A 13,651-nucleotide genomic window follows, 5' to 3' on the forward strand; every position below is an offset into this window, starting at 1 on the left:
CTCTATCCTGGTAACACAAGTATTTGCCGTCAGGCCGCCTGTTCATGCATAATAAAAAGCAAAGAACGGGCGTGAAGCATATGCTTTCCCAAAAAACGTTTTAGGAGGACTGGCCATGTGCGGAAGATATACCATCACCGTATCGCTCGAGGAACTGATGATTCGTTATATGATCGGCGAGACGAAGGTGCCTTACCATCGTCCCAAATATAACGTGGCGCCTGGCCAGCAGGTGCTTGCCATTATTAATGACGGTCAGCGCAACCGGCTGGGCGAGCTGCAGTGGGGGCTTGTTCCGCCTTGGGCGGACGATCCGAAGATCGGCAATAAAATGCTCAATGCCCGCTCCGAGACAGCCGCCGAGAAGCCGGCCTTCAAGACGCCTCTCCGCCGCAAGCGCTGCCTGATCCCGGCAGACGGCTTCTACGAATGGAAAAAGACGGACGGCGGCAAGCAGCCAATGCGTATTGTCCGCAAGGACCGCTCCATCTTCAGCATGGCGGGTCTATACGAGTCGTGGCTTGCGCCGGACGGCACAACCACCGTTAGCACCTGTACCATTATGACGACCTCTCCCAACGAGCTGATGGCCCCGATCCACGACCGGATGCCCGTGATTTTGCGCCAGGAGGACGAGCCCTTCTGGCTCGACAGGACCGTGCAGGACCCGCAGGCCTTGCAGCGTCTTTTCCTGCCGTATGCGGCGGAAGAGCTCGAAGCCTATCCGGTATCCCCAGCAGTAGGAAGCGTCAAGAATGACACCGCCGAATGCATCGAACCGGTAACCCCGGGCGGCCAGCTGCATCTCTGGTAGTCGACGGGCAAAGAGCACCACCCATCTGCTTTATAAACTCCATGTAGGCAGCATCGCCAAATAAAAAAAAGCCGACCGCAAAGCGGTCAGCGGAACATCCCCCATAGCTTCAGCAAATGGAAGGTGTTGTTTGGATCTATTTTTTGCGCAAGGACAAAATCGATAATCTGTTCTTCCTGAATATCCGTCAGCGGTTCCTGTAAAATAGAAGTCGCTGATTTCACCAGCTTCCGCACCTTTACCCGGTCCTGCAGATCATACTTCGTGACATTGCCCAGCAACAGCCGTATCCGGTCCTTAACGACCGGATTTTTTAATTTGAATTTGACGCGTTCGACCAATTGCGGCCGAATGCCGTACTTTTGGTAACTCACCAGCCTTACACCTCCATCCGGCATTCCGATGATTCGATCGTTTAACTATATGCCGTAAGAGGGAAGATATTGCTTAGTCGAGCTGTTCACCTTGAAAAATTTGATCCTTCAGCAGCTGAACGCGCATCCGTTCGAATGTCGGATTCGTCCAGAAATCATCCCGTCCGGCAAGCTCCGCCGCATCGTCGCGGGCAAGCTCCAGCATCTCGTAATCCGCCGCCATATCCGCGATCTTGAACTCCGGCAGGCCGCTTTGCTTCGTCCCGAAGAAATCCCCCGGTCCCCGCAGCTCCAGATCCCGGCGAGACACCTCAAAGCCGTCGTTGGTCTCCGTCATCACCTTCATCCGCTCGCGTCCGTTCTCCGACTTCGGATCCGCCACGAGCACGCAGAACGATTGATGCTCCCCGCGCCCGACGCGCCCGCGCAGCTGATGCAGCTGGGAAAGCCCGAACCGCTCCGCGTCCATGATAATGATAAGCGTGGCGTTCGGAACGTCGACGCCAACCTCAACTACCGTTGTGGCAACCAGCAGCTGCGTCTCGTTGGCACCAAACGCGCGCATCACTTCTTCCTTCTCGGAAGCCGACAGCCGGCCATGCAGGAGCCCCACCTTCAAATCCGGAAAAGCCTGCTGCATTTGCACGTACAAATCAATCGCATTTTGCACATCCAGCTTGTCCGACTCCTCGATCAGCGGACAGATGACGTACGCCTGGCGTCCCTCTCCAACCTCGCGCCGGATAAAACCAAGAACGCGGTCCATCATGTCATGCTTGACCCAATACGTCTTAATGGCTTTACGGCCGTGCGGACGCTCCTTGATCGTGGACACATCCATATCCCCGAACGCCGTAATGGCCAGCGTTCTCGGGATTGGAGTGGCCGTCATCGTCAGCACATCGGGATTCAGCCCTTTGCGGCGCAGAATACTCCGCTGGTTCACCCCGAACCGGTGCTGCTCGTCCACCACAACTAACCCCAGGCTGCGGAAAAAGACATCGTCCTGAATAAGCGCATGCGTGCCGACAAGAATATCGATCATGCCCATCTGCAGCCCGGCAAGCACATCGCGGCGCTTCTTCTCCGTCAAGCTGCCCGTCAGGAGAGCGACCTCTATGCCCGTGTCCGCAAACAGCTTCTGCAGCGAGCGCAAATGCTGCTCGGCAAGAATCTCCGTCGGCACCATTAGAGCCCCCTGATGGCCGGCTTTGATCGTGCAATACAGCGCAATAGCCGCAACGACCGTTTTGCCGGATCCGACATCCCCTTGAAGCAGGCGGTTCATCGCCGCCGGTTGGCGCATATCCGACATAATCTCGTTAACAACCTTCTTCTGGCCGTCCGTCAGCTCGAAAGGTAGCGTAGCCGCAAAGTTGCGGATCGTCTCCCCGTTCACCTGATGAACAATGCCGTCCCCGCGTTTCCGCGTTAAAGAACGGTAAGCCTGAAGCTTCAGTTGAAAAAGAAACAGCTCCTCATAGACCATCCGCCGGCGGGCTTCGAGACCTTCCTTAACCTCTCCCGGATCGTGGATCCGCTGTACGGCATCCCGCCTTGCCATAAGCCCGTGGCGCTCGACAAGCTCATGCGGCAGCACTTCCTCAATCATGGCGCCGTATTGAAGAAGCGCCTGCTTGATCGTTTTGCGCATCCAGGCCTGCGTAATCCCTCCGCCCACGGAATAAACCGGCTGAAGCGTGCCCGACTTCACCATGCCGGCAGACTTGTCCGCAAATTCGGATTCCGACACGGTCATCTGCAGGCGCTGCTGCTCCCATTTGCCCGTCAGCATAATTTCTCTGCCCGGCGTCAGCTGATTTTGCAGAAAATGACGGTTGAACCAGACCGCCGTCACCAGCATATGATTAACCTCGATTTTGCAAGTCAGGCGCGATTTGTTTTTGCCGTACCGCTGCAAAATCCCGTTTCCGCGAATCGTTCCCTGCACGGTCACCTTCTCGCCGTCTTTGATCTCGGCAAGCTCCCGGATGCGGTAATCTTCGTATCGAAATGGAAAATAATCCAGCAAATCGGCGACTGTCTGAACGCCAAAGGCGTGAAGCTCTTCTTCCTTCGGAGCGCTCACGCCTTTAATTTGCCGGACCGAATACTGTTCCAGCGTCATTGTTCTCTACCTCACACTCTGCGCATGAACACAGCCATCGTGCCGGGACCCACATGGGTTCCGATTACGGCACCGACGGTTGCGTATTCAACCCCTTGAACATTGAAGCGGGCTTTAATCAGCTCGAGGAATTCCAGAGCAGCTTCCTTATTCGTGTTCCAGGCGATTGTTACAATAACCGGATCCTGGCCGCAGGCATCGCCAAGCATATCCATAATCCGCGCCATTGCTTTTTTCGTACCGCGCATTTTATCTACGGCATACACGTAGCCTTCTTTGTCGAGCGACAGGATCGGCTTAATATTAAGAATAGATCCGATAAGAGCCGAAGCTTTGCCGATCCGTCCTCCTCTTTGCAAATATTCAAGCGTATCCACGAGAAAATACAGCTGCGTTTCCCGCTTCATCCGCTCGATTTCGGTCATAATCGCTTCTTTCGAAGCCCCTTCCCTGGCCATTCTGGCTGCTGCTACAACGCGCATGCCATAGGCGTAAGAAGCTGTTTTCGAATCGATAACCGTAATATCCGGGTCTCCGTCAATCATCGAGCTGGCGATAACGGCCGACTGGTAAGTTCCGCTGACCGCGCCCGACAAATGAATCGAAATAATCGTTGCCCCGGGATCCTCCCGCAATATGCGTTCGTATACCTCTTGGTACTCCATCGGCGATGGCTGGGACGAAGTAGGCATTGCCGGCGATGCCGCTACCTTCTCGAAAAACTGCTCCGTATCAATCGTAACGGCATCATAGTAAGTCTCTTCCCCGAACAGAATTTTCAGCGGAACCATCTCAATGCCAAGCTCTTGCCTCAGCGCGAGTGGAATGTCCGATGCGCTGTCGGTCACGATGCGTATGTTCCCCATACGTCCCCTCCCAACTTATTATGGCTATTCCATAGCGAACAAATATGGATATAAAGGCTGGCCGCCGGCATGAACCTCAAGCTCAATATCCGGGTATGCCTCCTCAATCCATTCGCATAGTTCGGCTGTATCGGATTCCTTCGCGTCCTCGCCGGTCAGGATCGTCAGAAGCTCGCCGCCCTCTTCGGCCATCGCCGCCATCAGCAGCTGGCAAGCCTCAAGCAGGGTTGGCTTGGAAGAGACAATCGTCTTCTCTTTAATCCCCATATAGTCGCCTTCCTGGATGTCTACGCCGTCGATCGACGTATTCCGTACCGCCTGCGTCACTTGGCCGGATACGACCTGCTCCGCCGCGCTCTTCATCCATGCCGCGTTGCGTTCCGCCGATTCCTCTTCCTTGAAGGCAAGAATCGCGGCCAGGCCCTGCGGAATCGTTTTTGTCGGAATAACCGTTACCTGGCGTCCGCTCAGCTCCGCGGCTTGCTCTGCCGCGAGAATAATGTTGCTGTTGTTAGGCAACAGGTAAATATGCTCCGCCGGCAGCGATTCAATCGCGTTCACGAAATCCTCGGTGCTCGGATTCATCGTTTGTCCCCCGGACAATACGATATCCACCTCGTTGCCGAGGAAAATGTTCGCGATGCCTTCGCCAAGCGCAACCGCAACGATGCCAAATGGCGCAAGCTCATGCAGCTGCTCAGGCGCGACCACCTGCGCAGCCGGTCCTGCCAGCAGCTCCGTCGACGAAATGTCGCCGGTGAGCGCGTACTCGGGTACCGGTGCAAAAGGCTCAGCCGCCGCTTCATGCTCAAGCAGGTCGCGGTGCTGTTCCCGCATATTCAGAATATGGAAGTCCGTCAGCTCGCCGTAAGCCATTGCAAGATTCAATACATCTCCAGGCTTGCGGGAATGGACATGCACTTTGATAATATCGTCGTCGGCAATAACGAGAATCGAATCGCCGTCTTTTTCAAGCGCCTTCTTGAAAGCGTATTCATTAAAAAACGCTGCAGGTTTCCCGCTGATTTTGCGATTAATAAAGAATTCCATATCGTACAGGAACTCGATATCCTCCGTCGCCAGCTTCGATTGCGCGGATGCCGGCACGGACGGTTTTAAGGCGGACGACGGCCTGTTCGCCGCAGCCGGTTGCGCCGCAGCCGGTTGCGCCGCAGCCACTTCTTCCGGTGCTGCCGCTTCGGACGGGAATGCGAATACCTTCTCCTGAATGGTACCGCTATGCGTCAAATATTGAACAAAGCCCTCGTAAATAAAGACGAGACCTTGTCCGCCGGAATCAACGACGCCAACCTGCTTCAATACCGGCAGCAGATCCGGCGTGCGCTGAAGCGCTTCATTTGCCTTCGCATGAATCTCTTGCATCAGTTCAACGACATCACTCGTTCTGCGGGCATACTGAACGGCATGCTTGGCCGCTTCTCTTGCTACCGTAAGAATCGTTCCTTCGACTGGCTTCACGACTGCTTTATAAGCCATATCGACGCCGTTTTGGAAGGCGGCGGCAATCTGCAAAGTCCCGGCCTCTTCCAGGTTGGAGAGCGATTTGGCAAAGCCGCGGAATAACTGGGACAAAATAACCCCCGAGTTGCCCCTCGCCCCCATCAGAAGTCCTTTGGACAATGCTTCAGCTGCCTTTCCCAAATGGTCGGATGGCTTGTTCCGCAGTTCACGAACCCCCGAGACAATCGTTAGATTCATGTTCGTACCCGTATCTCCGTCTGGCACCGGAAACACATTTAATGCATTAACCCGGTCTACATTTCTTTCTAAATATTCCGCACCGAGCAGTGCCATGGCGGTAAAATCAGATCCGTTAATGGAGCGCTTACTCAACGACAATTCCCCTTCCTAAAAGAATTGCAAAAGCAATTCTAACTTCGTAAGCATTGACTACGTAGATACCCTTACGTCTTGAACAAATATATGGACCTGGTCCACTTGAAGACCAATTACATCATTGAGGACGTATTTAACCTTGTTCTGTATATTATGCGCGACTTCGGAAATTTTCGTGCCGTAGCTTACGATAATATGCAATTCAATATGAAGCTGTTCATTCTCCCGGCGTACCTCGACGCCCTTCGACATGTTCTCTCTGCCGAGCAGCTCGGCGATGCCATCCTTAAGCTGTTTGCGGGAAGCCATCCCGACAAGCCCATAACAATCCATGGCTGCAGAGCCTGCAATCACTGCAATGCAGTCATCATTCACAATTATCTGTCCAAGCTCGTTCTTAATCTGCAGTGGTATGGGAATACACTCCTTTACCGTAAATAATATGGACTAAGGATTATTGTACTATAAACCGCTTGATTATAGAAGGGCGCAAGGCAAAAACGATGACAAAATCCATCATTTCATGTACATTTAAGTTGCTGATACACAACAATTGTGATACGATAGTCAAGTATGTTTATGTGCAGGCTTGACCCAGGTATTTTTAATACAGCTTGTGCTAACAATGCAGCTAATGGCTCAAAAAGCAAACTCTAAGCGCATGCTTGCAGGAAAGCCTCGCTTTCTTGCGGCACAACCTTAAGGAGGTGTACTCATGTCCCGCAAATGTTTCATTACTGGTAAATCGCCTGGTACAGGCAACCATGTATCCCACGCAAACAACAAAAACCGTCGTTCTTGGGGTGTAAACGTGCAAAAGGTTCGCATCTTGGTAGACGGCAAACCGAAACGCGTTTATGTCAGCACACGTGCACTGAAATCCGGCAAAGTAACTCGCGTTTAATTGACGGATTCCAAACGAGCGGTCTAGCGCAAACGGCTGACGCCGTCATTCTGGCGGCGCAGCGAACGTTTCGCTATGAAATATAAGCGTCGTATACTTGTTTATACTTTCTTATATTTAGACAAAAAGCACCTGAGCTCAGGTGCTTTTTCTTTGTTCAATTCTCCGGAATGCAACCCGCCCTCTTACACGGAAATAGTGGAGCCGTTTCACTCTCCGGATCGGAACGCCTACCGCCGGCACTAAATGGCGGACCGTTCCGCCTTGAATTCTAAGCATTATAAGCTGACCCTATAATTGGGCTTAGAATTCTCCGGATCGGAACGCGTTTTACTGCTTATAGACGCAAAACCGTTCCGCCTTGAATTCAAAGGATTATAAGTTCACCTTTATGATCTCGCTTAGAATTCTACGGATCAGAACGCCTCCCGCCGCTTCTACAATGGCGGGACCGTTCTGCCTTGCCCACGATCGTTCGTTAAGCCGTGCATCGGACCTAGTTTTTTTGGAAGGTATTCAATATTGCTTTTACGAATCCGCCCAGAAATTTCGGCAGTTTGATCGTGTAAAATTTCATGCCCATCCCTCCTCAGACACGCTCATCGAAATTGGATGTGTACCAATAATGAAAACGCAAAAATGGCTACACGAACCTTCGTTCATGTAACCATCCTATGCGATGCTAAGCTGTCCTATTCCAAAGCGCCGGCTAGTATTCTATTAGCCTGCCGGCATCGGATTATCCCGCATATAAACCACGATTGCGATGACAAGAGCCGTGGCGAAATAAACGATTATTGCGGAAACGATAAAGGAAATCCGCGGTCCCCAGGTAGAGAAGCGCTTAAAGCATTTAATGGCGATAAAAAGAGCCACCAGGGAGAATACGTACTTGATAGGCGAGCTGATGGCCGTAAAAAGCCCTAGCAGAACGCCTGCTGTTATCGCGTAAAAAGCGATCCAGAACAGTTTCTTCCAAATACTTTCCTCTAACTCGAAATCTTCATCCACACTCGTTACCGAAGCGCAGCAATCGCGGCCGCGCGATCCCTTTCCCCGAATACGGCGTTGCCTGCTACAAGCACGTTCGCACCGGCTTCTACAACCTGCTTGGCAGTAACGCTGTTAATACCGCCGTCCACTTGCACGTGAACATGGCCGAGGCCGCGTTCGTTAAGCTTTTTGCGAAGCTGGCGAAGTTTATTGAGCGATTCCTCGATAAAGGCCTGTCCCCCAAAACCAGGGTTAACCGTCATAATGAGGATCAGGTCAACATCCCCCAGAATATGTTCCAGAACCGATAACGGCGTGCTTGGATTAAGCGCAACGCCGGCAGGCAGACCCAAATCCTTAATCTGCTGGATTGTGCGGTGCAGGTGCACCGTTGCTTCGGCATGAACCGTAATCCGGTCAGCTCCCGCCGCTGCATAGCTCGGAATCGACAGCTCCGGGCGTTCGATCATCAGGTGCACGTCAAAAGGAAGCTTTGTAGCCGGACGTACGGCCGCGATAACCGGAGGACCGAAGGTTAGGTTCGGTACGAAATGACCGTCCATCACATCGACGTGAATCCAATCCGCTCCGGCCTCTTCGGCTGCTTTAATCTCTTCTCCAAGCCGCGCGAAATCCGCCGACAGGATAGATGGTGCGATAATTGCCATATGGTTTAGTACCTCCGCTTTCTCTCTTTCATTTCCGTCATAAACGTCAAATAATTCTGATGGCGGCTAGGCGCAACCGCGCCCTCCTCTACCGCCTTCAGCACTGCGCATCCCGGCTCGTGCACGTGGGTGCACGCCCGGAATTTGCAGTCCGGCGCAAGCTCGCGCATCTCACGGAAGCAGTACCCCAGATCCTCAATGCCAAGCTCCGTGAAATCAAGCTGGCTGAAGCCTGGCGTATCCGCCACGTAACCGCCGCCTATTTCGACGAGTTCCACGTGGCGCGTCGTATGCTTGCCCCGGCCGAGTCTGTTGCTGATCTCGTTTGTCTCAAGCTCAAGGCCCGGTACAAGAGCATTCAGCAGCGAGGATTTGCCCACGCCCGATTGGCCCGCGAAGACCGCTACATGCCCTTTAAGTCGGCCATGCAGCTCCTCAACGCCTACGCCCTGGCGCGAGCTTGTGCCGTATACTTCATAGCCAATAGCCGTGTAAATCCGGTTCACCGCTTCGGCAGCGGCTATGGCTTCTTCCGTCTCCTCGCCGTCCTGCTCCAAGTCCTGCTTGCTCAAGCAGAGCACCGCTTCAATACCCGAATGCTCGATGTGCACAAGGAATTTGTCAAGCAGCTGCAAATTCAAGGTAGGCTCCGTCACGGAGAAGACAAGGATAGCCAGGTCTACGTTGGCGACAGGCGGACGGATCAACTCGGAAGAGCGGGGCAGGAGTTCCTCTACCGTGCCCTCGCCGTTCTCCGTTAAACTGTACACCACGTCATCGCCGACTAGCGGCGTTAAGCCTCTCTTCTTGAATACGCCGCGAGCACGGCATTGTACCGTCTGCTCCGGCGATTCCGCATCATGCGGCAATACGTAGTAATAACCGCTGAGCGCCTTGACGATTCTTCCCTTGGCTTCACTAGTGCTGCTCATCTGGAGTGCCTCCGTTGTCGTTGCTATCTGTCGGATCCGCATTTGCCGGCTGATCCGGATTTTTCGTTTTCTCTGTCGGGTCGGTGCTGGTCTCCGTATCCGTGTTGCCATTACCGTTATTATTACCGTTATTACCGTTATTGCCATTGCCGGAACCCGGTATCGTGAGCGAAGAGGAATTCGAGCCCTGGGCCAGCTCCTCGTAAGTGATCGTGCGCGTATCCACGAATTGACCGTCCCGGTATACCGTCACTCTGGCTTCCGTATTTGGCGCCAAAATAACCTGTACGGGGAAGGATTGGGTATCTTGAATTTGGCGTTTGCCCCACTCGATGTCCTGACCGCGAGCATCGGAATACACAATGCGGATTTCGCTTGTTTTCCCCGCTTCGGCCGGCGATATCGTTACGTTGAACGTATGGTTCTTCGCGTCCTTAGGAGGACCCGAGCTTACGGTAATCGTTATTTTCGAACCCTTAGGCACCGGATCGTTCGGCTTGAATTGATCCTGGTCAATGACGAATCCTTTGCCTTGCGTGTAGCTCGGCTCTTCCAGAATATCGTCATCCTGCAGGACCAGCCCGTTAGACTTCACGATATCTTTCGCTTCGGCAACGGTATGGCCGATCAGATTCGGCATTGGAATCGTTTCGCGGCCTTTGCTCACCATAAACTTGACAGTCGCCGTCTTCGGATCGAATTGCGAACCAAACTCCGGCGTCTGACTAATGATCGTGTCCGGATCCTGGTCGCTGAATACTTGCTCCGCTGAAATCTGATCTTCAGGTACTCCTAGTGCCATCAAATCATCTTTGGCCTCCTGCAGCTGCTTGCCCTTATAGTCGGCTATTTTCTCCAGCACGGCACCGTCGCTAACGGACAGCTGAATCCAAGAGCCTTCCTTCACGCGCATATTGGCCTTGTCCTGCTCAAAGACCTCACCGGCAGGCACATCGCCCATAAACTCGTGAATAACGGGCTCCTTGACCCTAAGTCCGGCTCCCTCGATCATAGACCGAGCCACATCCTCCTGCTTGCCAACCACAAAAGGCACGTCCACTTCCGGCACGTCAAGCTTGTTCAACAAAGCAAAGAAGCCCCAAATAATCAAACCCAAGATGACGAGGGTTACCGCTACAATCGTTGTGGGACGCTTCCAGCCTTTAGGCTTTCCGCTTGCTTTCTCGTCTTTCCATTCCGTTTCCGTCTGACTTGAGGCAGCCGTCGCCTTGTTTGCCCGTTCAAGTGGAACGGAGGCTTCGACAGGCGGAACAGGCGTTAATTCGTACTGCGGCGCGGAATTGAGCATATCACCCCGTATCGCAGGCATCACGCGGGTCTCATCGAGATCGCTGCCGCTCGTGAACGTCGCCTTCGGTTCGCTCAAGCGGCTTGGCTTGAGGCAAGTATCCAGGTCGTTCAGCATCTCGCGGGCCGACTGATAGCGTTCATTCGGATTTTTGCGCATCGCGCGCAATATAACGTTTTCCACGCTCTGCGGGATATGAGGGTTCACCTTCCTGGGCTCCTCGAACTCCTCCTGCAGATGCTTAAGCGCAACGCTGATCGGGCTTTCCCCGAAGAACGGAAGCTTTCCCGTCAGCATCTGGTAGAGCACGATCCCTAGGGAGTACAGGTCGGATTTCTCCCCCGTACTTATCCCTTTGGCATGCTCGGGCGAGAAATAATGCACCGAACCGACAACCGATCCGGTCTGCGTAATCGTAGAGGAAGTTACGGCACGGGCAATCCCGAAATCCGTTACCTTCACTCTTCCGTTTTTGCCGATCAAGATGTTATGAGGCTTAATATCGCGATGAATAATATGATTCTGATGGGCGTGCTCCAGCGCATCGCCAATCTGCACGGCAATCCGCACCGCTTCGTCGGCCTGCAGCGGCGCACGCTCATGAATGATTTCGTTAAGATTATGACCCTCGATATATTCCATTACGATGTAATGGGTATCCTCTTCCTGCCCTACATCGTAAATACTGACGACATTAGGATGGGATAGAGCGGCAGCCGACTGCGCTTCCCTGCGGAATCTCCGAATAAATTCCTCGTCATGGACGAATTGCTGTCTCAGCACCTTTACCGCGACGTTACGGTTCAGCAGGATATCATGCGCTTTATAGACAAGCGCCATCCCGCCTCCGCCGATTCTCGTTAAAATTTCATAGCGTCCACCTAGTTGATGTCCGATCATCCGTTGTCACCTCCTCGATAAGCAGCGCTTTCCTCCTGAAGAAGCACGACCGTAACATTGTCGTCTCCTCCGGCTTGCAGCGCCAATTGAATGAGGCGATCCGCTTTATCATCCAATCCCAGCCCTTCCTCACGAACCGTCTGCAGCATATCTTCGTCGCTGACCATATTGGTCAGACCGTCGCTGCACAGCAGCAATACATCGTTATCGGACAAGGCTGCGGTATAAATATCTACCTCGACTTGCGCGTCCGTACCAACGGCACGCGTAATAACATTGCGGCGCGGGTGATGCGCCGCTTCTTCCAGGCTGATCTGGCCCGATTTGACCAGTTCGTTGACGAGGGTATGATCCTCCGTCAGTTGCGCAATTCCATCTGCGGTAATGAGATAGGCGCGGCTGTCCCCGATATGCCCGATAATCAATTGCTGTTCCCTGTACAGGGCAGCTACGATTGTCGTTCCCATATTGTAGTACTGCTCGTTGCGTGATGCCATATCGTAGACGACGTCATTAGCCATGACAAGCGCCTGGCGAATCAGCATTTTCCCCTCTTGCATCGATAAATCCGCCTTCGACGCGCTCTTCTCAAGCATGTCTCTGAACGTATTAACCGCCAGCTGGCTCGCTACATCCCCGGCTTGATGGCCGCCCATTCCGTCGGCAACAATCGCTAAAGTAATGCCGTTATCCAGCTGTCCTACCCACGAACGATCTTCGTTAATATGACGAATTCGTCCGACATCGCTTCGGTTTGCCGTAATCAACCGTGATCACCTCGTCGTGGACTCCATATGTTTCGCCCTCAATTGGCCGCATGCAGCCGCAATATCATGGCCTTGCTCCCTGCGGATCGTGCAATTGATTTTGTTCTTTTCCAGAATGCGCTGGAATTCGAAAATGTCATTGCGCGGCGTGCGTACATAGTTCCGCTCCGGCACGTGGTTAACCGGGATCAGGTTGACATGGCACAACATGCCTTGAAGCACGTCGGCAAGCTCCTGCGCATGCTCGGCCTGGTCGTTAACGCCGCCGATCAAGGCGTATTCAAACGTGATGCGGCGGCCGGTCTTCGCAATATGATTGCGGCAGGCTGCCATTACATCCTCAAACGGGAATCGGCGGTTAACCGGCATCAGCTTGGATCTGAGCTTGTCATTAGGCGCATGGATCGAGATGGCCAGGTTGATCTGCGTATTCTCTTCCGTGAATTTATACATGCTTGGTACGATACCGCTTGTCGAGACGGTGATATGGCGCTGGCCGATATTCAGACCCTTCTCATGAATCATAATACGCAGGAAGGTCATCGTGGCGTCATAATTCTCGAATGGTTCGCCGGAGCCCATAATAACGATGCTTGATACGCGTTCTCCGGTTGCATCCAGCATCTGCTGGGCCGTTACCACTTGCGCAACGATCTCGCCCGCGGTCAGATTGCGTTTCAGGCCGCCAAGCGTCGAAGCGCAGAAGGTACAGCCGATCCGGCAGCCGACCTGCGTCGTTACGCAGATGCTGTTGCCGTAATCATGGCGCATGATAACGGTCTCGATCGCGTGGTTGTCATGCAGGCCGAACAGGAATTTGACCGTACCGTCCTTCGACTCGAATCTCGTAATTTCCGACAGCGTCACGAACTGGAAAGACTCCTCCAGCTTCTCGCGAAGCGGCTTCGGCAGGTTGGACATGTCCTCAAAGCTCTTCACGCGCTTCACGTACAGCCAATCGAACAGCTGTCCGCCGCGGAAAGCCGGCTCGCCGTTCTCTTTCATCCAGTCTTGAAGCTGATCTAGGTTATAGTCATAAATTATTGGTTTCATCTTCTTATTATCACACCTGACTCTGAAATAGCGCGCCCGTTATGCCGGCGCTGATGATTTATTTTACCACAAACGCCCATGCCGAG

Annotated in this window: 14 protein-coding genes; 2 read left to right on the plus strand and 12 right to left on the minus strand. The window is 53.3% G+C overall.

Annotated features, from left to right (window positions below):
* Positions 1-115 precede the first annotated feature (115 nt).
* Positions 116-814 carry an SOS response-associated peptidase gene (locus tag CFI03_RS13835; RefSeq protein WP_248757678.1) on the plus strand — a complete coding sequence of 233 codons (699 nt, stop codon included), beginning with the start codon at positions 116-118 and terminating at the stop codon, positions 812-814.
* Between the two features lie 86 nt (positions 815-900).
* Here CFI03_RS13835 and CFI03_RS13840 read toward each other — a convergent pair whose 3' ends face one another.
* The 5 genes from CFI03_RS13840 to CFI03_RS13860 all read right to left on the minus strand — a co-directional run bounded on the left by CFI03_RS13840 (position 901) and on the right by CFI03_RS13860 (position 6,453).
* On the minus strand, positions 901-1,188 hold the full coding sequence (locus CFI03_RS13840) for a stage VI sporulation protein F (protein ID WP_127493404.1): 288 nt from the start codon (positions 1,186-1,188) through the stop codon (positions 901-903).
* Positions 1,189-1,261: 73 nt separating this feature from the next.
* On the minus strand, positions 1,262-3,316 hold the full coding sequence (gene recG / locus CFI03_RS13845; protein ID WP_248757679.1) for an ATP-dependent DNA helicase RecG: 2,055 nt from the start codon (positions 3,314-3,316) through the stop codon (positions 1,262-1,264).
* An 11-nt stretch (positions 3,317-3,327) separates the two neighbouring features.
* Positions 3,328-4,182, minus strand: a complete 855-nt coding sequence (locus CFI03_RS13850) for a DegV family protein (protein ID WP_248757680.1) — start codon at positions 4,180-4,182, stop codon at positions 3,328-3,330.
* Between the two features lie 24 nt (positions 4,183-4,206).
* Complete coding sequence (locus CFI03_RS13855) at positions 4,207-6,036, minus strand: DAK2 domain-containing protein (protein WP_248757681.1); 1,830 nt, start codon at positions 6,034-6,036, stop codon at positions 4,207-4,209.
* Between the two features lie 57 nt (positions 6,037-6,093).
* A complete protein-coding gene (locus CFI03_RS13860; RefSeq protein ID WP_015845316.1) occupies positions 6,094-6,453 on the minus strand; it encodes an Asp23/Gls24 family envelope stress response protein in 360 nt (119 codons plus the stop codon).
* A 301-nt stretch (positions 6,454-6,754) separates the two neighbouring features.
* Between CFI03_RS13860 and rpmB the strand changes: the two genes are divergently transcribed.
* Positions 6,755-6,943, plus strand: a complete 189-nt coding sequence (gene rpmB / locus CFI03_RS13865; RefSeq protein WP_015845317.1) for a 50S ribosomal protein L28 — start codon at positions 6,755-6,757, stop codon at positions 6,941-6,943.
* Positions 6,944-7,439: 496 nt separating this feature from the next.
* Here rpmB and spoVM read toward each other — a convergent pair whose 3' ends face one another.
* The 7 genes from spoVM to rlmN form a co-directional block, all read right to left on the minus strand.
* Positions 7,440-7,520, minus strand: coding sequence for a stage V sporulation protein SpoVM (gene spoVM / locus CFI03_RS13870; protein ID WP_010345573.1), 81 nt, complete (start codon positions 7,518-7,520; stop codon positions 7,440-7,442).
* Positions 7,521-7,663: 143 nt separating this feature from the next.
* Positions 7,664-7,954, minus strand: a complete 291-nt coding sequence (locus CFI03_RS13875) for a hypothetical protein (RefSeq protein ID WP_127493412.1) — start codon at positions 7,952-7,954, stop codon at positions 7,664-7,666.
* Between the two features lie 5 nt (positions 7,955-7,959).
* Entirely contained in the window at positions 7,960-8,604 is a 645-nt protein-coding gene (rpe, locus tag CFI03_RS13880) for a ribulose-phosphate 3-epimerase (RefSeq protein WP_248757682.1), read from the minus strand.
* A gap of 5 nt (positions 8,605-8,609) precedes the next feature.
* Positions 8,610-9,536 (minus strand): ribosome small subunit-dependent GTPase A, encoded by a 927-nt coding sequence (gene rsgA / locus CFI03_RS13885; protein ID WP_127493417.1) that lies wholly within the window; start codon positions 9,534-9,536, stop codon positions 8,610-8,612.
* Positions 9,523-11,745, minus strand: a complete 2,223-nt coding sequence (pknB, locus tag CFI03_RS13890) for a Stk1 family PASTA domain-containing Ser/Thr kinase (protein ID WP_248757683.1) — start codon at positions 11,743-11,745, stop codon at positions 9,523-9,525. Before pknB ends, rsgA begins: the two co-directional genes overlap by 14 nt.
* The gene (locus tag CFI03_RS13895) at positions 11,742-12,512 is read right to left on the minus strand and encodes a Stp1/IreP family PP2C-type Ser/Thr phosphatase (protein WP_248757684.1); all 771 of its coding nucleotides are present in this window, start codon (positions 12,510-12,512) and stop codon (positions 11,742-11,744) included. Before CFI03_RS13895 ends, pknB begins: the two co-directional genes overlap by 4 nt.
* Before the next feature lie 6 nt (positions 12,513-12,518).
* Complete coding sequence (gene rlmN, locus CFI03_RS13900; RefSeq protein WP_127493423.1) at positions 12,519-13,565, minus strand: dual-specificity RNA methyltransferase RlmN; 1,047 nt, start codon at positions 13,563-13,565, stop codon at positions 12,519-12,521.
* Between the last annotated feature and the right edge of the window lie 86 nt (positions 13,566-13,651).

The sequence above is a fragment of the Paenibacillus sp. ATY16 genome, from assembly GCF_003399985.2.
In the GTDB taxonomy this organism is placed as follows: domain Bacteria; phylum Bacillota; class Bacilli; order Paenibacillales; family Paenibacillaceae; genus Pristimantibacillus; species Pristimantibacillus glycanilyticus.